This is a genomic window from Verrucosispora sp. WMMC514 (assembly GCF_027497295.1).
Taxonomy (GTDB): domain Bacteria; phylum Actinomycetota; class Actinomycetes; order Mycobacteriales; family Micromonosporaceae; genus Micromonospora; species Micromonospora palythoicola.
Genome location: NZ_CP114906.1, coordinates 2161517 through 2181936, shown reverse-complemented (window position 1 = coordinate 2181936; position 20420 = coordinate 2161517). Strand labels below are relative to the sequence as shown.

18 protein-coding genes are annotated in these 20420 nt (G+C 69.3%); 9 read left to right on the top strand and 9 right to left on the bottom strand.

The window, feature by feature from the left end:
• Nucleotides 1-20 precede the first annotated feature (20 nt).
• Together O7597_RS09870 and O7597_RS09865 are read right to left on the bottom strand one after the other, a co-directional pair.
• Nucleotides 21-1034, bottom strand: a complete 1014-nt coding sequence (locus tag O7597_RS09870; RefSeq protein ID WP_281583226.1) for a sporulation protein — start codon at nt 1032-1034, stop codon at nt 21-23.
• 238 nt (nt 1035-1272) lie between these two features.
• Nucleotides 1273-2592 (bottom strand): hemolysin family protein, encoded by a 1320-nt coding sequence (locus O7597_RS09865; RefSeq protein WP_281582521.1) that lies wholly within the window; start codon nt 2590-2592, stop codon nt 1273-1275.
• A 247-nt stretch (nt 2593-2839) separates the two neighbouring features.
• Between O7597_RS09865 and O7597_RS09860 the strand changes: the two genes are divergently transcribed.
• The 4 genes from O7597_RS09860 (at nt 2840) to O7597_RS09845 (ending at nt 6674) form a co-directional block, all read left to right on the top strand.
• Nucleotides 2840-4213: a hemolysin family protein gene (locus tag O7597_RS09860; protein WP_269740780.1), complete on the top strand. Its 1374-nt coding sequence runs from the start codon at nt 2840-2842 to the stop codon at nt 4211-4213.
• Nucleotides 4210-5271: a hemolysin family protein gene (locus O7597_RS09855; RefSeq protein WP_269740781.1), complete on the top strand. Its 1062-nt coding sequence runs from the start codon at nt 4210-4212 to the stop codon at nt 5269-5271. The genes O7597_RS09860 and O7597_RS09855 overlap by 4 nt, the downstream gene beginning before the upstream one ends.
• Nucleotides 5272-5518: 247 nt before the next feature.
• Nucleotides 5519-6190 carry a lytic polysaccharide monooxygenase gene (locus O7597_RS09850; RefSeq protein WP_269740782.1) on the top strand — a complete coding sequence of 224 codons (672 nt, stop codon included), beginning with the start codon at nt 5519-5521 and terminating at the stop codon, nt 6188-6190.
• A 151-nt stretch (nt 6191-6341) separates the two neighbouring features.
• Nucleotides 6342-6674 carry a hypothetical protein gene (locus tag O7597_RS09845; RefSeq protein WP_269740783.1) on the top strand — a complete coding sequence of 111 codons (333 nt, stop codon included), beginning with the start codon at nt 6342-6344 and terminating at the stop codon, nt 6672-6674.
• Nucleotides 6675-6706: 32 nt separating this feature from the next.
• On the opposite strand, the gene O7597_RS09840 is transcribed toward O7597_RS09845, so the two are convergent.
• Together O7597_RS09840 and O7597_RS09835 are read right to left on the bottom strand one after the other, a co-directional pair.
• Entirely contained in the window at nt 6707-7222 is a 516-nt protein-coding gene (locus O7597_RS09840; RefSeq protein ID WP_269740784.1) for a YetF domain-containing protein, read from the bottom strand.
• Between the two features lie 50 nt (nt 7223-7272).
• Nucleotides 7273-7548 (bottom strand): BON domain-containing protein, encoded by a 276-nt coding sequence (locus O7597_RS09835; RefSeq protein ID WP_269740785.1) that lies wholly within the window; start codon nt 7546-7548, stop codon nt 7273-7275.
• A 287-nt stretch (nt 7549-7835) separates the two neighbouring features.
• Here O7597_RS09835 and O7597_RS09830 point away from each other — a divergent pair, with 287 nt between their 5' ends.
• A complete protein-coding gene (locus tag O7597_RS09830) occupies nt 7836-8507 on the top strand; it encodes a hypothetical protein (protein ID WP_269740786.1) in 672 nt (223 codons plus the stop codon).
• Complete coding sequence (locus O7597_RS09825; protein WP_269740787.1) at nt 8504-9694, top strand: DUF2254 domain-containing protein; 1191 nt, start codon at nt 8504-8506, stop codon at nt 9692-9694. The genes O7597_RS09830 and O7597_RS09825 overlap by 4 nt, the downstream gene beginning before the upstream one ends.
• A 51-nt stretch (nt 9695-9745) precedes the next feature.
• On the opposite strand, the gene O7597_RS09820 is transcribed toward O7597_RS09825, so the two are convergent.
• The gene (locus tag O7597_RS09820; RefSeq protein ID WP_281582520.1) at nt 9746-10615 is read right to left on the bottom strand and encodes an NAD(P)H-binding protein; all 870 of its coding nucleotides are present in this window, start codon (nt 10613-10615) and stop codon (nt 9746-9748) included.
• Between the two features lie 84 nt (nt 10616-10699).
• Between O7597_RS09820 and O7597_RS09815 the strand changes: the two genes are divergently transcribed.
• The 3 genes from O7597_RS09815 to O7597_RS09805 all read left to right on the top strand — a co-directional run bounded on the left by O7597_RS09815 (nt 10700) and on the right by O7597_RS09805 (nt 14487).
• Nucleotides 10700-11116: a MarR family transcriptional regulator gene (locus tag O7597_RS09815; RefSeq protein WP_269740789.1), complete on the top strand. Its 417-nt coding sequence runs from the start codon at nt 10700-10702 to the stop codon at nt 11114-11116.
• A gap of 467 nt (nt 11117-11583) precedes the next feature.
• Nucleotides 11584-13113, top strand: a complete 1530-nt coding sequence (locus O7597_RS09810; RefSeq protein ID WP_269740790.1) for a non-reducing end alpha-L-arabinofuranosidase family hydrolase — start codon at nt 11584-11586, stop codon at nt 13111-13113.
• 228 nt (nt 13114-13341) lie between these two features.
• Entirely contained in the window at nt 13342-14487 is a 1146-nt protein-coding gene (locus O7597_RS09805; protein ID WP_269740791.1) for a glutamate--cysteine ligase, read from the top strand.
• A 17-nt stretch (nt 14488-14504) separates the two neighbouring features.
• On the opposite strand, the gene O7597_RS09800 is transcribed toward O7597_RS09805, so the two are convergent.
• From O7597_RS09800 to O7597_RS09785, 4 genes are all read right to left on the bottom strand, one after another.
• Complete coding sequence (locus tag O7597_RS09800) at nt 14505-16289, bottom strand: N-acetylglutaminylglutamine amidotransferase (protein ID WP_281582519.1); 1785 nt, start codon at nt 16287-16289, stop codon at nt 14505-14507.
• A 71-nt stretch (nt 16290-16360) separates the two neighbouring features.
• Nucleotides 16361-18016, bottom strand: coding sequence for a right-handed parallel beta-helix repeat-containing protein (locus O7597_RS09795; protein WP_281582518.1), 1656 nt, complete (start codon nt 18014-18016; stop codon nt 16361-16363).
• Nucleotides 18017-18256: 240 nt separating this feature from the next.
• Nucleotides 18257-19324 carry a lytic polysaccharide monooxygenase gene (locus tag O7597_RS09790; protein WP_281582517.1) on the bottom strand — a complete coding sequence of 356 codons (1068 nt, stop codon included), beginning with the start codon at nt 19322-19324 and terminating at the stop codon, nt 18257-18259.
• 200 nt (nt 19325-19524) lie between these two features.
• Nucleotides 19525-20310 carry a pyridoxamine 5'-phosphate oxidase family protein gene (locus O7597_RS09785; protein ID WP_269740795.1) on the bottom strand — a complete coding sequence of 262 codons (786 nt, stop codon included), beginning with the start codon at nt 20308-20310 and terminating at the stop codon, nt 19525-19527.
• Nucleotides 20311-20420 lie beyond the last annotated feature (110 nt).

Sequence of the window (20420 nt, the reverse complement as noted above, 5' to 3'; positions counted from 1 at the left end):
AGTGCGGGCACCTCAGGTGCTCAGCCCTCCTCGTCCCCGCTCTCGTCATCGCCGAAGGCGTCGAAGACCTCGTCGGCGACCATGCCGCCGGCGAAACCCAGTGCCGCCCCGCCGACCACTCCGGCGGCGACGGCACCCATTCCTGGGCCACCGTGCCGCTCCTGGTGGTGCTCCTGCTGGTAGTGCCCTCCGGGATGGCCATATGCGGCGTGTCCGTAGCCGGGCTGACCGTAGCCCTGGACGGGCGGGGTGTAGCCGTGACCGGCGTGCAGGTTCTGGTAGCCGTCCAGGGCCTGCCGGATCCACGTGTCGACCTGGGTGGCCCAGTCGAGGTTATCGGCGTCGGCGTGCGCGGCGTGGTAGCGGCCGAAGCTGTCATGGCCACCAGCGAACAGACCGCCGCGTTTGTCGAACTCCAGCACGATGTCCACGCCGTGCTCGTTGGCGACGAAGGTCAGCTCAACCTCGTTGACGCCGTGGGCGTACTGCGGCGCGCTGTAGTACTCGATCTCCTGGTAGAACGGCAGCGTCTGGTGTACCCCGGCGATGTGGCCGCGCTCGAGATCGGCCGCCTTGAACTGGAAGCCGAGCCGGCCGAAGGCGTCGAGGACGCGCTCCTGCACCGGCAGCGGGTGGACGTACACCGGGTCGAGGTCGCCCTTGTCCACCGCACCGCGGACGGCCACCTCGGTGCGTAGACCCATGGTCATCCCGTGCAGGTGCTGCCCGTACAGGTCGGTCACCGGGGTCTCCCACGGCATCATCAGCTGGAACGGCAGCGACAACTGCTGGCCCTCCCGCAGGACCAGGCTACTGGCGACGCCGACACGGTGGAACTCGACGAGGGCGTCACCCTCTTCCGCTCCGTCTTGTTCCACCCGAGTGACCAGGCCGACCGTGATGTGGTCGATCTCCACATCGTGGCTGCCGCCGGTCAGGTTGACCTGCCCGCCCAGCACCAGCCCTGGGCGGGTATTCGGACTGGACAGGACCGTGTCGACACTCGGGCCGCCCACCCCGAACGCGCCAAGCATCTTCTTGAACACTACGAACTCTCCCTCAGTGACCGGCGACCGGGCGGCATCTGGCTCGCGTGGAACTTTCCCGCGAAAGCCTTCTGCTGCAACAGGATCAATGACGTCCATAGTGGATGTCGTTGCGGCGGGAACCTACCAACGCAACCTGAGAGATAGCTGAGTGTGCCCTCTCGAATACTGAGGGGTGTTCATGGTTTTCGACATCTTCCGGCAACGCGAAGATGTCGGTTTCGGGTCAGGCGGCCTCGTGCGCGCCGATACCTGGCGGCGCGCTGCGCAGCCGCACCCGGGCGATGGCTCGGCCGGACACCTCGGTCACCTCCGCCGTCAGGCCTGGCAACTCGACCACCTCGCCCGGTGCCTTCGGGATGTGGCCGAGCTGGGCCAGCACCAGGCCGGCCACGGTGGTGTAGTCGCCCGCCTCGAGCAGATCGTCGGGAAGGTCGACGCCCACGTCCGGCAGGTCGTGCAGCGGGAAGCCGCCGGGCATCAGCAGTGCGCCGTCAGGCTCTCGAATCACCGACTGGACGTCCCTGTCGGTCTCGTCGTAGATCTCCCCGACGATCTCCTCGACCAGGTCCTCCATCGTGACGATCCCGTCGATCGCACCGCGCTCGTCGACCACGAGAGCGAACTGCTGCCGCTGCTGACGCATCTCCCGGATCGCCTCGGTGACCTTCAACGTCTCCGGCAGGTACAACGGCGGGCTGACGTATGCGGCAACCGGCCCCTCCTGGTCGAGCAGGTCCCGCATGTGCACCAGGCCGACCGTGTCGTCCAGACCGCCCCGCCCCACCACGGGGGCGCGGGTCTGCCCCGACGCGCCCAACTCCCGCAGTGCCTGCGGTGCGGACAGTGAATCGCTGAGGGTGACGACATCGCGACGAGGGACCAAGATCTCTCGCAGGACCCGCTCGGCGACCTCGAACGCCCCTGAAATGATCATCCGGTGCTCGGGGGTGAGGTTACGCTGCGCGGCCACCATGTCCCGCAACTCCTCGGTGGTGACCTCCTCCCGCCGCGCCCCCGGATCGCCGCCGGTCATCCGGACGACCGCGTCGCTGGCGGCGCTCAACAGCCACACGGCCGGCCGGGAGACCGTCGACAGCGCGTCCAGCGGGCGGGCGACGAGCAGCGCCCATCCCTCGGCGCGCTGCATCGCGATGCGTTTGGGCGCCAACTCGCCCAGGACCAGGGTGACGAACGTCAGCAGTATGGTCACCACGACGATGGACGCCGGCTCGGCGGCGCCACCGAGGAATCCCAGGGGTTCGACGAGTGGCTGGGCCAGGGACACCGCCGCCGCCGCCGACGCCAGGAAGCCCGCCAGGGTGATACCGATCTGGATCGTGGCCAGAAACCGGTTCGGGTCCCGTGCCAACCTGGCGAGCACCCGTCCCCCTCGGGAGGTTCGCTCAAGGCGCTCCAGTTGGCTCTCCCGTAGCGACACCAGAGCCATCTCGCTGCCCGCAAACACCGCGTTCACCAGTACCAACACCAGCACCAGCGTGACCTGCACGCCATAGCCACCCACGGCCTGTTCGACGCCTCCCATGCCCGGCCCACCCGGAGCATCAACCGTAGCGATGGTGGGAAGGGAACGACGGGGCACCCGACAACCTGGCATACGGACGGATGAGTGCGGACAGCGGCCACCCGCGCTGGGTGGGCGTTCGACGGGTCGCCTTCGGGTGTCGGGCACACAGCAACGACTCAGGATGCCTGCCTACGCTGGCTGGCATGTCCGACGACGGTGAGCCTCCCAGTTCTGCGAAACCCGTGGGCCGAGCGAGGTTCTGCCGATGACCGAGTGGCTGCTGCTGGCCGTGGCGGTGCTGCTGATCGCGGCGAACGCGGTGTTCGTGGCCGCGGAGTTCGCCTTCGTGACGGTCGACCGGGCGACGGTCGAGCGCGGGGCGGAGGCCGGTGACCGCCGGTCCGCCGGCCTGCTCAAGGGGCTGCGGACGTTGTCCACCCAGCTGTCCGGAGCTCAGCTGGGCATCACCGTCACCAGTCTGGTGGTCGGCTTTCTGGCCGAACCGTCACTGGCCGCGCTGTTGCGTGGCCCGCTCGGAATGACCGGGCTGTCCGACTCGGCGGTCACCGCCCTGTCGGTGACGCTGGCGCTGGCGCTGGCGACCGGCTTCCAGATGGTCTTCGGTGAACTCGTACCGAAGAACTGGGCGATAGCGGAACCGCTGCGCGTCGGCCGCGCCGTGGCGGGAGCACAGCGTGGCTTCACGACCGCCGCCGGTCCGCTGATCCGATTCCTCAACGGTACGGCGAACCGGATTCTGCGCCTGATGGGCATCGAACCGACCGAGGAGTTGGCCTCGGCTCGCTCTCCGCAGGAACTCGCGTCGCTGGTCACCCGGTCCGGGCATGAGGGCACGCTCGACGCGCGGACGGCGGAACTCGTCGCGCGCTCGATCGATTTTGGCGAGCGTACGGCGGCCGACGTCATGACGCCGCGTAATCGGGTTCAGTTCGTCTCCGCCGACGCGCCCGCAGGGCAGGTGCTCAGCCTCGCCGCCGGCAGCGGTCACGCCCGATTCCCGGTCACCGGTGCCGGCGTGGACGACGTCATCGGCGTAGTGCACTTCAAGCACGTCCTGGCGGTGCCCACCGCACAGCGGACCACCCGTCCGATCCGGGCGATCATGGTGGATCTTCCGGAGGTGCCCGAGACCATGCCGCTCGACCCGCTGCTGGCGGTCCTGCGCGGGCACGGGTTGCAGGTGGCGGTAGTTGTCGACGAGTACGGCGGCACCGCCGGCGTCGTGACCCTGGAAGATCTCGTCGAGGAGATCGTCGGTGAGATCGCGGACGAGCAGGACGCTCCCCACCGCCGCCACCACCGCAGCGCCGACGGTACCTGGACCCTGTCCGGCCTGCTTCGTCCCGACGAGGCGTCCCGGCTGATCGGCCTCGACCTTCCGGAGGCACGGGACTCAGACACCCTCGGCGGGCTGGTGACCGAGCGCCTCGGCCGTTTCCCGCAGGTCGGTGACACCATCACCGTGTCCGTCGCCGACCGGAACCACCCCGACGCCGATGGTCTACCCACCTCTGCCCGGGCGGAACTCGCGGTCATTCGGCTCGACGGCCGCCGGGTCGACCGGCTCGCCCTGCGTCCCTGCGTCGACAACCAGCCCAGCAAGGAAACCTCGTCATGAGTGACGCCACCGCGATCCTGTTGGCCGTCGTGCTGCTGGCCGGCAATGCCTTCTTCGTCGGGGCGGAGTTCGCGCTGATCTCCGCCCGGCGTACGCAGATCGAACCGCGTGCGGCGGCCGGCTCGTCCATCGCCCGTGTCACGCTGCGGGCGATGGAGAACGTCTCCCTGATGATGGCCGGCGCGCAACTCGGCATCACGGTCTGCTCCCTCGGCCTGGGTGCGATCGGCGAACCTGCCGTGGCGCATCTGCTGGAGAAGCCCTTCGCCGCCGTCGGCGTGCCCGAGGCGCTACTGCACCCGATCGCGTTCACCATCGCTCTGGCCGTCGTCGTGTTCCTGCACATGGTGCTCGGCGAGATGGTGCCCAAGAACATCGCCCTCGCGGGTCCGGAGCGCTCCGCGCTGATCCTGGGCCCGGTGCTATACGGCATCGTCACTGTTCTCCGCCCGCTGATCTGGCTGCTCAACCAGATCGCCAACGCGGTTCTACGTCTTCTCCGGGTCACGCCGAGGGACGAAGTCGCCTCCACCTTCACGAACGAGGAGATCGCCGGCTTCATCGCCCAGTCCCGGCAGGAAGGACTTATCGACCAGCACGAGCACGACCTGCTCACCGGAGCGCTGGCCTTCAACGATCAACCCGCCGCCGCCGTGGCGCTTCCGCTGGCCGCACTGGTCACGCTGCCTCAGGACACCCCCGTGGCGGAGCTTGAACGCCAGTGCGCGGCGACCGGATACTCACGTTTTCCGCTCACCGATCCGCAGGGCAGCCTCACCGGATACGTTCACGTCAAGGACATCCTTGGACTGCCAGCGGAACAGCACGAGGAGCCGCTCGACCCGGCACTGATCCGCCCGCTCGTCACCCTGGATGCCGCCCGGCCGCTGCGCGACGCCCTCACCGTCATGCAACAGCGGGGTGCCCATCTCGCCACCATCGTCGACTCGACCGGTGAGCTTCTCGGCCTGGCCGCCCTGGAGGACGTGGTGGAGAAGCTCGTCGGCGAGGTCCGCGATGCGACCCAGCGTGTCCCCGACCATGCCGGGGTCCACTGAGACGCTTCGCCATCGGCGCGCGACTCGCCGCCGAGCCGGTGATCGCGGCAATTTTCGATCTTTTTAATGCGCCTTTCTCCCGGATATTCGAGGTGGAGTGGTGGCGCGTAGATCAAGACGACGGTGGCGAAATCCGAACAACCGATATCAATAGACGATCATTGATATCTTGTCCGATTGGTGTGATACTCGCTGGAAGCGCTCCCAAACCCGTCCCGGTGAGCGTCTCAGAAATGGAGGATGCACCGTGAGTTCACACCATCCCCACCGATCCGGCCGGCGATCCCGGCCGACCGTCCGGGCGCTGGTCCTGGCCCTCGCCGTGGTGGCCGCCCTGCTGCCCTGGACGGGTGCCGCCCAGGCCCACGGCACCGTGATCAACCCGGCGACCCGCGCGTACCAGTGCTGGCAGAACTGGGGCCACCGGCACATGGATCCGGCGATGCAGACGCAGGACCCGATGTGCCACCGGGCGTTCCAGGCCAACCCGGACACCATGTGGAACTGGATGAGCCAGCTGCGGGACGGCCTCGGCGGGCAGTACCAGGCCCGTACGCCCGACGGGCAGCTCTGCAGCAACGCCCTCTCCCGGAACGACGCCCTGAACCAGCCGGGCGCCTGGAAGGCGACGAACGTCAGCCGCAACTTCACGCTGCGGTTCTACGACCAGGCCAGCCACGGCGCTGACTTCTTCCGGGTCTACGTCACCCGGCAGGGTTTCAATCCGAACTCGCAGCGCGTCGGTTGGGGAAACATCGACCAGATCCTGCAGACCGGGCGCTACGCGCCGACGCAGAACATCTCGTTCAACGTCTCGATCCCGTCCGGGCGTAGCGGCCAGCACGTCCTCTTCGTGATCTGGAAGGCGTCACACATGGACCAGACCTACATGTGGTGCAGCGACATCAACGTCACCTGATCCACCCGACCGTCAGGCACAACTCGGCTCCGGCCCGGCACGACCGGGTCGGAGCCGAGGCGTCTCGGCGGTCGTGACCGGGTGCGTCCGGTTCTCCGGTGGCCTGCTCGTACGCCGCAGCATCGGCAGGCGGCGAGGTAGCCTCGGGCGGGTGCGGATCATCGCGTTCCTGGCCGTCTCCGTGGTTGTGCTGGCCGCCGTCCTGCTGGTTTCCGCGGTTCTGACCGGCGGCGCCCGACGCCGACGTCACGCCGCGCAGGCGTCCGCCCGCTGGGCGGTGCGGCACTACGCCATACCCGGGCGTGGGCACACCGTCGTCGGGGTCACCCTGACCGACGCGGACGGGCGGGTGCACGGTGAGCACGTGGTGGCGCGGATCCCGGACGATGCCCAGGACTGGCAGCGCGACTTCGTCGCGGCGCGTCAGGAGGCGGAGGAGCGCGCCTTCCATCTCAACATCGACCGTCCACCGATCGAGGGCTGACAGGGGCGGACCGGCGTTCGTCGGCCTGGCGGCTACCGTCCCTCGTCGCGCACATCGACGAGGGTACTGCCGTCGCCGAGCTGCTCGCGGGTGATGATGCTCAGGCTGCCGTCGGTCTCCAGCACCACGGCGGCAAGGTTGTGCAGGTCGCCCGCGCCCTGGCTGCGAGCGGCCTGCCGGATCTCGCTCTCCGCCACCCGGGTCGACCGCAACGTCTCGGTTCGTAGCCGCCCGTCCCGTAGCAGCATGGTGGGCCGGGCCTTGAGCACCTTCTGCGACGGCGGCCAGCGGACGGCGAGCAGCGCGACCACGTACTGCAACGCCACCAGCAGGATCAGGGCGAGGATTCCCTCCACCAGCGACACGTCCCGCGACAGCAGGATCGTCGCCAGCGTCGAGCCCAGCGCGACCGTGACCACGAAGTCGAAGGCGTTCAGCTTGGACAGCGTCCGCTTGCCGGAAACCCGCAGGACCACCACGAGCGCCGGGTAGACGACCAACGCGATCACGAGCAGGCGTACCAGGTCGGCAGGATTGTTCAGCACCATCGTGGTGATGTACCCCAACCCGGGGCCCGCAAAGAGCCCCGCCGGTCAGGTCACCCGTCCAGGTGCCGGAGCCGGTTGCTGACATCGTGCACTCCCGGCGTGCGCCAGGCGAGAGCATGCGCCTCGGCGCTCAGCCCGGCCGTGCTGACCGTGCCCTCGAGCACCACCACCCGGTTCTGCACCTCGATGCAGATGCGCTCGTGACGCAGTCGCGGATCCTGCTGCATGCGCGTGAGCAACCGACAGGCCAGTCGGGTGTCCGCGGTGGTGGGCTCGGCGTAGAACAGCGGGGGCAGGTCATGGGGAAAGAACCACGGGTGGGTCATGGCTGACTCCTTCAGGGGACGGGGTCTGCTAGGACTGCCCTACCCGGCGGCCACGGCGGACAACACGACGAACCGATGACGGTCTCTGCCCGTGACTGTGACGGTCGGCGTAGTTCGGCGCTCGACGTTTGCGGTCGGTGATCTCGGGTAGCGCACTGCCAGGCGGCCGACCACGGCTCTGCCGCACGACCGCCAGGAGGACATCACCGTGACCCGCCCAACGCTCCCGGAGGACACCAGGAGCGAGCGCGGGTGGACGGGGTACCGGTGAACCGGCCGGCGCGGCGATGAGCCGGCCCACCGACGGTGAGCGGACGCCCGAGGACGCGGTACTGCACGGCGTCGCCCGGCGGCTCGACAAACCGATGGGTGCCCTCGGTGTGCTCTTCGTCCTGGTCGTCCTCGGGCAGGCGCTCGCCGGACATCCCACGCTGTCCACCGCTCTGACCGTCCTGGGCTGGGTGCTGTGGGCGGTGTTCGTGGCCGAATTCGCCCTGCGCGCCTGGCTGGCCCGCCATGACGCCCGCCGGTTCTGGCGACGCAACTGGTGGCAGATCATCTTCCTCGCCGTGCCGTTTCTCCGCTTCGCCCGGGCCGCCTCCGCGCTGCGCGCCGCCCGAGCCGGCGGTGTCATCACCGCGGCGGTACGCGGCTCGCGCTCCGCCGGCCGGCTGCTGACCGACCGGATCGCGTGGCTGGCGATCATCACGACGACGGTCGTCCTCAGCGTGGGCCAACTGCTCGTCGTCACCGGTTCCTACCGGTCGTACGGACCGGCGCTGCACGACGTCGCCCTGGCCACCATCACGGGTGAACCACTCGGTGCGGACGATCCGTTCGCCCAGGTCGTCGAACTGGTGCTCGCGATCTACTCGGTGGTCGTGTTCGGCACCCTTGCCGGTGCGTTCGGCGCCTTCTTCCTCAGCGCCGAGCGGGAGCGAAAGGCTACGGCGACATGAGGCGGCCCCGGACCGGCGCCGCCCGGCTCGCCGAGATACGGCAGAGTTTCTGGCTCATTCCGGCACTCTTCGCGGCGAGTGCGGTCGTGCTGGCCATCGGCCTGTCGGTGCTGGAACTGCGGCTGCGGCTGCCGGTGGAGAGCATTCTGCCCAGCGGCCCTCCCGGTGCCCGATCCCTGTTGTCGTCGATCATCACGGCGATGATCTCGTTCACCGCGCTGGTCTTCTCCATCACGGTCGTGGCGCTGCAACTGGCCAGCAGCCAGTACTCCCCACGGGTACTGCGTACGTTCCTGCAGGACCGGGTCATCCAGTCCACGCTCGGGACGTTCGTGGCGACGTTCCTCTTCGCGATGGTGGTACTCGCCGCGCTGCCGGCCCGCGACAGCGACCGGCTGCCCGAACTCTCCCTCGCCGTGTCGATGTCGCTCGTGCTGGCCAGCACCGCGATGTTCATCTACTACCTGCACCACATCACCACCGTGATGCGGGTGTCGCACATCATCGTCGCCATCGGCGCACAGACCCGCCGGACGATCGACCGGCACGTGCCGGAGCACGAGGAGCCGGCCGAGATCATCGGCGAGGTGGTGCAGGTCGTGCCGGCCACGGCGGCGGGACTGGTCACCAGCGTCGACCTCGCCCTGCTCGCCCGGCTGGCGCGGGAACACGACTGCGCGATCACCGTCGTACCGGCGCCGGGAGACTTCGTGGTCGCCGGTGCGCCGTTGCTGCACTGCCACCGGCTGCCCGGCGTCGGGCCGCGTCCACTGCCCGACGAACGCGTCGCCAACTCGGTCACCATCGACGTCGAGCGCACACCGGGCCAGGACGTGGGGTTCGGCCTCCGTCAGCTGGGGGACATCGCCACGCGTGCGCTGTCCCCCGCCTCCAACGACGTCACCACCGCCGTACGCGCCGTCCAGGAGGCACACGACCTGCTCCGTCGGCTCGCGACCCGGCCCGATCCGGTCGGGATCGTACGCGACGACGACGGCACGGTACGGGTCCTGGCGAACCGCCCCACCTACGACACCTACCTGGCGATGATCGTCGACGAGCTGCGCAACACCGCCGACGGAGAACCACGGATCAGCCGGCTGCTCGACGCCGTCGTCGCCGACCTGGACTCCGTCGCGCTCCCTGCCCACCGGCCGGCGATCCGGCGGCGGCTGCCGACGAGCTGACGACCTGGCCCGAGGTTTCCGCAGCACTGCTGCTCGTCGCCCCGGCCAGGGTCAGGTCGCCCGACCGAAGGGCGGCCCGGCCTCGGCCAGGAATGCCGGCAAGGTTCGCGCGGGTCGTCCGGTCACCCGCTCGACGGCCTCGGTGACCTCCGCGAAGCTACCCGCCCGTACGCGCTCGAAGGTCAGCGCGAAGAGTTCCCGTTCGAACCCGGTGGTCCCGTCGACGGCCTCGTCGACGGTCATCTCGTGCAGGGCAACGGGACGTCCTGCCGCGGCGGCGAGCAGCTCCGCGGTGCGCGGCAGTGTGAGTGACTCCGGGCCGGTGAGTTCGTACACCTGGCCGGCGTGCTTCTCGTCCAGCAGCGCCCGCTCGGCCACGGCGGCGATGTCGCGGGCATCGATCCAGGCCAGGCTGGCGCCGCCGCTGGAGAACGGCAGCTTCCCGTCGGCGATCTGATCACGGTAGAACCGCGGGTCGGTGAAAACCTGCATGAACCAGCTGGGCCGCAGGATGGTCCAGGCGTGCCCACTGTCGCGAACCGCCCGCTCGGCGCGCGGTGCCCATCCGTCGGCACCCATGTAGTCGGCGTCCTGCTCGGACAGCAGGACGATCCGGGCCTGAGCGGGCGTCTCATCGAGCAGCGCGCCGATGAGGTCCGGCGCGTCCGCCCGATCCGGTCGGACGAGGTACACGGCGTCGACGCCGTCGGTCGCCGCTTTCCATCCCGAGGGGACGTCCCAGGAGAAGGCGGTCGGTCGCACGCCATCCAGGTCGACCGAGGCCGGGTTGCTGCTGCCGCCGAGCACGTCGACGTCCTCGTCCTTGACAAGCAGCCTGGCCAGCGGTGACCCGGTCTTGCCACGGACTCCGGTAATCAGCACGCGGGACGTACCGGCCCGCACCGAGCTCGGACTCTTCACGTCGAACCCCCATGTTGTTGAGTCACTAAAGTTCCTTGCTCAACCTAAACGGCATTACCTGAGAGAGTCAACTAATCTGGGGCCGTGACCGAGTTGGCCGACACCCTCACCCGGCAGTTGTGGGACTTCGTCTTCGCGTACGACGCGGCCTACGACCGTGCCGCGCAGGTCGCGGGGCTCAGCGCCGCACAGGCGTGTCTGCTCGAACACCTGCCCGAGGACAGTCGCCCGATGGGAGAGCTCGCTCTGGAGTTGCGGTGCGACGCCTCGAACGTCACCCAGCTCGTCTCTCGACTGGAGGCCCGTGGCCTGGTGGCCCGGGTGCCCGATCCGGACGACCGGCGAATCAAGCGCGTGTTGATCACTTCGGCGGGAGCTGACGTGCGTCGTGCCGTCCGGGGGGCGTTCGAGTTTCCGTCCGAGCGGTTGGCATCGCTCACCGACCAGGAGCAGCGCCAGCTTTCCGGCCTGTTGGCAAAGGTGTTGGGTCCGGCCTCGTAGGACCGTGCCGGCGGGTCGGCTCCGGACCGCGACCCGGCCGGAAAGGTCCCGTCCGTGCTGCGGCCGGGTGACTATGGGTAAGCATCGATGTTAGCGTAACCATGACTCTCTGTTGTCGTTGCTCGCCGTGAGTTCCGACTGCCGCCTGGGGCGACGATGTCGCAGGTGGTCAAAGCAGGCGCGTGTAGGTCGCCCTGCGGAGGATGTCCGATATCTCCGTAACGTCGTAGCTCGTGATTCCGGGAACATTACGGCTTGACGAACGGCATGTTATCGCCCACAGTCGATGGGGCAAGGACGGCGATGCCTACGGCTTACCGGGCGAGCCTGCTTCGTCGGGCCCATGGACCAGGCGTGTGCGGGGACACGCGGACATCCATGTTAGCGCTAACAGAAGCGTCGCAGGTGCTGGGCGATGCGCCCGTCCTCGGGTGAACCGGCCGGCTCTCGGTCATTGAAGGAGGAACATGTCTGCCCTTGGTAGGTCTCCATCTCTCCCGCCGCCCTCGCGGCCACGTAGGTGGTTGTTGCGGGCCGCCGCGGCGGGTGTCACGGCGGTCGTCGCCGGTAGTGCCGCCGCCGTGGCGGTGTCGACACCGGCCGCCGCCGCGACGGTCGACACGAACGCGTGGTACGTGTTGGTCAACCGCAACAGCGGCAAGGCCCTCGACGTGTACAACCTGGCCACGAACGACGGCGCCCGGATCACCCAGTGGTCGCGGAACAACGGCAACCAGCAGCAGTGGCAGTTCGTGGACTCGGGCGGTGGCTACTACCGGCTGAAGTCGCGGCTGTCCAACAAGGTGCTGGACGTCTACAACTGGTCGACCGCCAACGGCGCCGCCATCGTGCAGTGGTCCGACCACAACGGGTCGAACCAGCAGTTCCGGTTGGCCGACTCCGACGGGGGCTACGTCCGGTTGATCAACCGGAACAGCAACAAGGTGATGGAGGTCCAGGGCGCCTCGACCGCCGACGGCGGAAACATCGTCCAGTACGACGACTGGAACGGCGCCAACCAGCAGTGGCAGCTCGTCCGGGTCGACGGCGGCGGGAACCCGACGCCGACGACGCCGCCGCCGTCGGGTACGTGCAATCTGCCGTCGTCGTACCGGTGGTCGTCGACCGGGCCGTTGGCGCAGCCGCGGTCGGGTTGGGTGTCGTTGAAGGACTTCACCCACGCGCCGTACAACGGTCAGCACCTGGTGTACGGGACCACGCATGACAACGGCACGTCGTGGGGTTCGATGAACTTCGGCCTGTTCTCGAACTGGAACCAGATGGGTTCGGCCAGCCAGAACGCGATGCCGTTCTCGGCGGTCGCGCCGTCGTTGTTCTACTTCGCGCCGCGTAACGTCTGGGTGCTGGCGTACCAGTGGGGTGGGCCGGCGTTCTCGTACCGGACGTCGACGAACCCGACGAACGTGAACAGCTGGTCGGCGCATCAGACGTTGTTCACGGGTTCGATCTCGAATTCGGGTACGGGCCCGATCGATCAGGCGCTCATCGGTGACGACCAGAACATGTACCTGTTCTTCGCCGGCGACAACGGCCGCATCTACCGGGCGAGCATGCCGATCGGGAACTTCCCGGGCAGCTTCGGGTCGAACTACACCACGATCATGACCGACACCACGAACAACCTGTTCGAGGCGGTGCAGGTGTACAAGCTCCAGGGCCAGCAGCGGTACCTGATGATCGTCGAGGCGATCGGTTCGCAGGGCCGGTACTTCCGGTCGTTCACCGCGACCAGCCTGGGCGGCAGTTGGACGCCGCAGGCGGCCACCGAGAGCAACCCGTTCGCCGGTAAGGCCAACAGCGGCGCCACCTGGACCAACGACATCAGCCACGGTGAGTTGATCCGGACCAACGCCGACCAGACCATGACCGTCGACCCGTGCAACCTGCAACTGCTCTACCAGGGCCGTGACCCCAGCTCCGGCGGCGACTACGGTCGCCTGCCGTACCGTCCCGGCCTGCTCACCCTGCAACGCTGACCACACCACAGATTCGGCTCCGAGATGCCTGATGTCTCCGAAGGAGGGCACTCGCCGTATCGGATGAGCGGAGGCACACTCCGCGCCCGAATCGGGTAGAGCCGGACCGGGCGGGCTCGGTGCATACCGAGCCCGCCCGGTCGTCGGTGCCCGTTTGCCGGATCCGTGGCCGGGAAGTCCCGCGAGTGCGGCGGCGCTGACCGTCGCCGGCGGGAGGGGATGCCGACGATGACGAACCATCCGTCCACCGCATCACCCCTGAGTGCCGTGGACGTGCCAGCGCGCCTGACGATCGGGGTGGAGGAGGAGTTCCTGCTGCTGGACCCGGACACCGGGGAGAGCCTGCCGGTCGCCGACCGGGTACTGACATCCCTGCTCGGAAGGGCTCGCAAGCAGAGTCGGCAGGAGTTTCGGCACAGCATGGTGGAAATGGTCACCCCGGTCTGTGCCGACCTGACCGACCTCCGGACACACCTGATCACCCTGCGGCGTGCCGCGGCGGAGGCCGCGCGGTCCGCGGGAGCGCGGTTGGTCGCGGTGGGTGCCACTCCGGTACACGAGCCGCACCGGACAGTTCCGGACGAACCCCGCTACCACGCCATGTCCCGCCGTTTCGGCCCGGTCGCGCACGATCCGGCCGTGTGCGGCTGCCATGTGCACGTCGGTCTGCCGGACCGGGAACTGGCGGTGCAGGTCTGCAACCATCTGCGTCCGTGGCTCCCGGTGGTGCAGGCGCTCACCGCCAACTCGCCGCTGCACGACGGCGCGGACACCGGACACGCGAGTTGGCGTTCCATGCAGCTGGAGCGCTGGCCGAGCATCGGTCCCACCCCGTACTTCGCCTCGGTCGCCGACTACGACGCCACGGTGGCGGAACTGGTCGATGCGGGAGTCATGCTCGACGCGGCGATGGTCTACTGGTACGCCCGACCATCGGCCAGCTATCCCACCGTGGAGGTCCGGGTGGGCGACGTCTGCCCGGGGGTGGACGACACGGTGCTGGTCGCGGCCCTGGTGCGAGCGCTGGTCGCCACCATGGTCGACCAGGTACGAGCCGGCGTTCCGGCACCCCACCTGCGTAGCTGTCTGCTCGCGGCGGCCCACTGGCGAGCCGCGCACGACGGGTTGGACGGTCAACTCGTCGACCTGCGTGGTGGCGGTGCCCGTCCGGCGTGGGACCTGGTGGAGGAGCTGTTCAGCACGGTGACGCCCGCGCTGGTCCGGCACGGCGACCTGGCCTACGTGCTGGAACAGTTGGCCCGGCTGCGCCGCGACGGCACCGGCGCGGCCCGGCAGCGGCGGGTCATCGCGCGTACCGGTGGGAACGTGCGGGCGGTCCTCGACCACCTCGCCGCCGAGACCACCGCCGGCTGAACCGGCAGCCGGCACGCTCAGCGGATGTGGTGGGTCTGGAGCCAGAGTTCGAGCAGGCCCAGCTGCCACAGTTTGTTGCTGCCCGCAGCGGCCTGCGCCTGGTCGGGGTCGGTGAGCAGCGCGTCCACGTACGCCGGCCGGAACAGCCCACGCTCGCGCGCTGCCGGCGCCCGCAACGCCGCCACCACGAGGTCGCGGACCGGGCCGTCGACGTTGCGTAGCGCGGGCACCGGAAAGTAGCCCTTCGGCCGGTCGATCACCTCCGCGGGCAGCACCTCGCGGGCAACCTCCTTGAGCACGCCCTTGCCGCCCTGGGCAACCTTGTGCTGCGGCGGGCAGGCTGCCGCGAGGGCGACCAGATCCTGGTCGAGGAACGGGGTGCGTACCTCCAGTCCCCACGCCATGCTCATGCTGTCCACCCGTTTGACCGGATCGTCGGGAAGCATCAGGTGGGTGTCCAGGCGCAGCACCGCGTCCAGGGCGGTCTCCGCGCCCGGCGCCTCCAGCTCCGCCAACACCAGGTCCCGGCTGGCATCGACGTCGACGGCGTGTGCCGGACCGACCACGCGGATCAACTCGGCGTGGTCCCGGTCGAAGAAGGCGGCGATGAAGGTCCGCGCCGCCTCCGCACGAGGCACCCCGGTCAGCGGCTGGTGATAGCCGTACCCGGCGAACACCTCGTCGGCGCCCTGCCCGGACTGTGCCACCTTCACGTGTGCGGCGACCTGCTCGGAGAGCAGATGGAAGGCGACCACGTCGTGGCTGCCCATCGGCTCGGTCATCGCCTCCACCGTGCGGCGGACGGCCGGCACCAGGTCGTCGTTGGCGAGCTGGATGCGGACGTGGTCGGTGCCGTACGCGCGGGCGACCAGATCGGAGTAGTGGAACTCGTCGCCGGCCTCGCCGTGCCGGCTGTCGAAGCCGATGCTGAAGGTGCGCAGGTGCTGCTGCCTGGCCTCGGCGAGCAGAGCCACGATGAGACTCGAGTCGAGACCGCCGGAGAGCAGCACGCCCACCGGCACGTCGGCGACGAGCCGTCGTCGTACGGCGGTGCGCAGCGCGTCGCCGATCGCGGCCCGCCAGTCCCGGTCGTCCCAGCCGGCGTGGACGGGATCCCGGACGTAGTCGGGTTGCCAGTAGCGGCGATCGCGGCTGCGTCCGTCGGCCTCGACGACCCGCACGGTCGCCGGGGGCAGCTTTCGGACACCGCGCAGGATGGTGCGGGGCGCGGGCACGATCGAGTGCCACGACAGGTAGTGGTGCAGCGCCACCGGATCCACGTCGGTGTTGACCTCGCCCGCCTTGAGCAGCGCCGGCAGCGTCGAGGCGAACCGCAGTCGACCCGGCGTCTCGGCGAGGTAGAGGGGTTTGATGCCGAGTCGGTCCCGGGCCAGGACGAGCCGACGCCGGACGCGGTCGACCAGGCCCACGGCGAACATCCCGACCAGATGGTCGACGAACTCCTCACCCCACTGGGCGTACGCCACCAGGATCACCTCGGTGTCGCTGGTGGAGCGGAAGGTGTGTCCGGCGGTCCGTAGCTCCTCGCGCAGTTCCGGATAGTTGTAGACGCAACCGTTGAAGACCAGCGCGAGACCGAGATCCTCGCGGACCATGGGCTGGCCGCCCGCGTCGGACAGGTCGATGACGGTCAGCCGACGGTGCCCGAGGGTCACCCAGCCGTCGCTCCACAGGCCCTCGCCGTCCGGGCCCCGGGAGCGCATCGCCTCGGTCATCCGGGTCACCGCGGCGGCGTCGGGCGTGTTGCCGTCGAAACTCGCCTCACCGCTGATGCCGCACATCACGTTCCGCTGTCATGCCCTCTTCCTCACGTCTGTCCGGGTACCGGTGGGTGGCACCCGAGGCGAACCTCCTACGACCGGTGGTCCTGGTTACCGGTCCAGCGACCGCCCGTGGTGGCGCCGTCGGTCCGGATCACGCTGTGGTTGCCGTCGAGGTCGTTCTCCACGACCCGGCAGTTGACGCAGTCGGCCCGGTCGGTGACCCAGATGCCGTGGGTCTGGGTGGCCGAGCCGCTGTCCCGGATCAGGTTGCCGCGGATCGTGACCGAGTCGGCGATGGCGTTGACGGTGATGCCGGCCCGGGTGACGGGCGCGGGGGGCAGCTCGTACGGCGTACCGGGCGCTGGGGTGTCGGCGCTCCAGCTGCTGGCGTCGTCGGGACGGATGGGAGCGAGGGTGAGGGTGGTGGCGTCGTTGGCGGCGACCACGGCGTACCGGTGGCCGACGCGGAGCACCTTGCCGCGGTGACCGTCGGCCGGCCAGTCCGCGCGCTGGTCAACGAGGGCGTTGCGGGTGTAACGGACGGACTCGCCGCCCCCGGAGACGGCGGGGGCGCACTGGCGGCCGTTGTTGCGGATCCGGTTGTTGATGATGACGGCGTCGCGCAGTGGCCGGTCGAAGCGGATACCGTCGCGACTGTTGCCCCAGATGTCGTTGCTCTCGATCACGATCTCCTCGGCGGCGGCCCGGCCTCCGTCACCGAGATCCTGGTGGTGATAGCCGTACCGGCCGTTCCCGGTGATCCGGTTACCCCGCACCGTGTAGGGGCCGGAAGTGTTGCCGATGTTCACCCCGTCGCGCAGGTTGCCGTCGATGACGCAGTTGGTGAGCAGCCCGCCCTTGCCGGGGACGCCGGTGGTGCCCTTCGCCGAGACCTGGAAGCCGGCCTCCAGGTTTCCCGTCATCGTGCATTCGGTGACGATGAGCCCGTCGGCACCCCAGTCGGAGATGCCGAACCGGTTGCTCTCCGCGTGGCAGCCGCTGATCCGGATCCCGCGCGGCTGAGGTCGGTCGGGATACTGCATCTCCAGGAAGATGCCGTTCGTCGCGTTGCCGACCGCGACGCAGTTGGTGATGGCCAGCCGTTCGATCGGGCCCCAGCCGCCGATGCCGATGCCGATTCCTGCCCCGCCCATCTCCAGTCCGTTGTCCATTCGGCCGCATTTCAGCACTCGGACCGCCTCCACCAGGGTGTCCTGGAGGAAGTCGCAGCCGAAGCCGGTACCGGCCGTGTGGTGGATGAAGAGGTTCCGGAACAGCGCGCCGCTGACGTACTGCAACCCCAGCCCTTTCGCCAGCGGGTTGTACTGCGCCGACGCCACGCCCTTACCGTCGATCTCGAAGTCGGCGAACGTGCAGTAGGCCAGGGGGCGGTCCGGACCGGCACCGTGCAGTTGAGCGGTGTAGAAGGCGAGCGGCACCGGCTGGGACCGGTTGCCCTCGTTGCTCAGGACGAAGCGGGTGGCACCCGGCCCGGCACCCTGCAGGGACACCCCACTGCGCCAGACGGTGCCGGCGTCCCGGATCGCGTACACCCCGGGTGGGCAGTAGATCACGCGTGCCCGCCCGTCGGCGGCGAATGCGTCACCGAGCAGGTCGACGAGTGCGGCCAGCGCCGGCTGGTCGTTGGTGGTGCCGTCGCCGGACAACCCGTGTTCCCGGGCGTTGCAGAGCAACGGTGCTCCCGCCACGGCGTACGGCCGCACGCCGGACCGAGCGGCTGTCACCTGACCTGACACAGGACATCACCCTCCCCGTGACGGCAGGTCGACCGGAAGCCGGCCGCCGTCAGACCCTCGGGCTGTGCGGCGGCGGGCCTGCCTCGACGGTACGTGGGTGACGTCCTCGGCGCGGACGGATCCCGGAAGAGGGCGAAGTTCACCGCCACCGCTGTGTCGTCGGGCGGCGGTTACGCAGGTGCGCGTGCGGGATGGCGCGAATCCGCGCCACCCCGCACGTCGCTGCTGTCAGCGGGCGGTACAGGACAGGGTGGGTGTGCCGTTGGTGCCGTTCCAGGAGCCGTTGAAGCCGAAGGTGGCGCTGCTGTTGGCGCTCAACGAGCCGTTGTGGCCGACGTTCGAGGCGGTGACCGACGAGCCGCTCGAGGTGATCGACGCGTTCCAGGAGTTGGTGATGCTCTGGCCGTTGGGCCAGGTCCAGTTGACGGTCCAGCCGGAGAGGGCGGCGTTGCCGGCGCGGACGGTGACCTCGCCACCGAAGCCACCGGGCCACTCGCTGGTCTTGCGGTAGGTGGCGGTGCAGGCTCCGTTACCGGTCGGCGGCGGAGTGGTCGGCGGCGGGTTCGAGGGCGGCGGGGTGGTCGGCGGCGGGTTCGTCGGCGGCGGAGTGGTGGGCGGCGGGTTGCCGCCCCCGCCGAAGGTCACGTCGCTGCAGATGTAGTACGGCTGGTCGAGGTGGGACGCCTGCCAGATCGTGTACACGACGTGCCGGCCGGTGCGGTTACCCGCGTTCACCTGTGCCTCGTAGAGCCCGGTGGTGGGGTACGAGCCGGTGCGGAGCACCAGTTCCAGACTGTTCCAGGTGAGGGGCTGCGTGGTCGGATCGAAGCCCTGCTTGGTGATGTAGATGAGCATGTAGTCGGCACCGTGCCGGGCGCCGTCGGTGAGCGTCAGGGTGAAGTTGTTGGGCATCGGCTTGGCGGTCCAGGCACCGACCGCGTCGAGGGAGGCGTACAGCCCGCCCTGGGTACGGCCGCCGCTGCACAACTGCCCGTCCGGGATGACGGCCTGGTGGTTGCCGCCGACGTTCTCGCGGAACAGGCCGTTCCAGTTCCACATCGTGTTCGGGTTGGCCTGGAAGGCCTGCCAGCACATCGGGTCGCTCTGGGCCATGGCCGGGTTGAGGTGGTCGTCACCCCAGCGCTCCCAGCATCCGTAGTTGCGGGACGGCGGGTTGGTGACCGACCCGTGCGCCGAGGCCGGGCCGGGCTGATTGACCACGACCATGGTGAACGCGGCGACGAGGACGGAGGCCGCGCCGAGTCCTAGGCGACGTGCTGTTCGTGCGAGTTTCATTGATGCTCCAGTTGATCCGCCGACGCCGGTGTCACCCGCCGGGGTGCCCAAACCCCGGGAGGAATGCGTCGATCGACATGACGATCTCAAGGGGCAGGCGTGCGAAACGCGCTGCCTGCGACGGCCTGGCGGCTCCCAACCGCGATAGTACCCATCATATCCACTCACGTGAATCTTTTCCGGAAGGGCCGGGCACTCGCCTAGCCGTCGAGGGCGTCCTGGCAGGCCCGGGCGAGCCGTCGCTGGCGGGTCAGCCTTCGCCACAGGCCGAGCGGCGGCGCGAGGGCGGTACGCGCCGGCGCCGCCGTCACGGCCAGGACGCCGTCGGCCAGCTCGCCCCGGATCGTCCACGGGGTCCACCGTTCGAGGTCGGGGGCGGAGAAGTCGTGCCCCAGCAGCACCGCCGGACCGTCGGCGGGTAGCCGGCCGGCGAGGCTCCGTACGCGGACCGACTCGCCCACCTGGCCGTCGGCCCGCGTCACCGAGTCCACGTACAGCCGCCGGTCATCACAGGCGACCGCCAGCACCTCGCCGGTGCCGTCGGGCCGGGCACCGATCGTGGTGGCGGTGTCGACGTCCAGCACCACGATCAGCCGGGGCAGGTACCACCAGTGCTCCCGGCGCAGCAGCGGTGAGTCGATCAGCGCGCGTGCCGGCGGGTACTTGCGCAGTTCCTGGTCGAGCAACCGGTCCGTGAACAGCGCGCCGTCGCGATCCTCGGTCAGTCGGGGCCGGCCGGTCACCGCGACCGGCCGCCAGCCGCGCCCGGTGAGCCGGTCGTCGGAGACGACAAGTGCCGCGACCTGCGCGGCGGCCAGCCGGCGGGCCAGGGTGACCTCGGCGTACGGGAAGGCGACGGCGGGCCGGTCGCCGAGCAGCAGCGGCGTGACCGGACGGGCCTGTGGTAGGCCGTCCGGGTCGATCCAGGCCAGCTCGCCGACCGTGGCGGCCTGGATCGCGCGGCGAACATGTGCACCCTCGTCCATGTGATCCGAGCCGTTCGGTTGACCTTGGAATGTGATCCCCGTTACATTACCGGCAGGTTTCGGGATCTGCACACGAGCGCCCGCCCCCACGGGCCGCAAGGAGGCAGCCG

What these genes read in the sequence shown, in the direction of transcription:
- O7597_RS09840 (WP_269740784.1), bottom strand. Translation starts at nt 7,222, where the DNA reads ATGGTGCTGAACAATCCTGCCGACCTGGTACGCCTGCTCGTGATCGCG.
- O7597_RS09785 (WP_269740795.1), bottom strand. Translation starts at nt 20,310, where the DNA reads ATGGACGAGGGTGCACATGTTCGCCGCGCGATCCAGGCCGCCACGGTC.
- O7597_RS09805 (WP_269740791.1), top strand. Translation starts at nt 13,342, where the DNA reads ATGACGAACCATCCGTCCACCGCATCACCCCTGAGTGCCGTGGACGTG.
- O7597_RS09835 (WP_269740785.1), bottom strand. Translation starts at nt 7,548, where the DNA reads ATGACCCACCCGTGGTTCTTTCCCCATGACCTGCCCCCGCTGTTCTAC.
- O7597_RS09870 (WP_281583226.1), bottom strand. Translation starts at nt 1,034, where the DNA reads ATGCTTGGCGCGTTCGGGGTGGGCGGCCCGAGTGTCGACACGGTCCTG.
- O7597_RS09800 (WP_281582519.1), bottom strand. Translation starts at nt 16,289, where the DNA reads ATGTGCGGCATCAGCGGTGAGGCGAGTTTCGACGGCAACACGCCCGAC.
- O7597_RS09790 (WP_281582517.1), bottom strand. Translation starts at nt 19,324, where the DNA reads ATGAAACTCGCACGAACAGCACGTCGCCTAGGACTCGGCGCGGCCTCC.
- O7597_RS09825 (WP_269740787.1), top strand. Translation starts at nt 8,504, where the DNA reads ATGAGGCGGCCCCGGACCGGCGCCGCCCGGCTCGCCGAGATACGGCAG.
- O7597_RS09865 (WP_281582521.1), bottom strand. Translation starts at nt 2,592, where the DNA reads ATGGGAGGCGTCGAACAGGCCGTGGGTGGCTATGGCGTGCAGGTCACG.
- O7597_RS09830 (WP_269740786.1), top strand. Translation starts at nt 7,836, where the DNA reads ATGAGCCGGCCCACCGACGGTGAGCGGACGCCCGAGGACGCGGTACTG.
- O7597_RS09810 (WP_269740790.1), top strand. Translation starts at nt 11,584, where the DNA reads ATGTCTGCCCTTGGTAGGTCTCCATCTCTCCCGCCGCCCTCGCGGCCA.
- O7597_RS09855 (WP_269740781.1), top strand. Translation starts at nt 4,210, where the DNA reads ATGAGTGACGCCACCGCGATCCTGTTGGCCGTCGTGCTGCTGGCCGGC.
- O7597_RS09860 (WP_269740780.1), top strand. Translation starts at nt 2,840, where the DNA reads ATGACCGAGTGGCTGCTGCTGGCCGTGGCGGTGCTGCTGATCGCGGCG.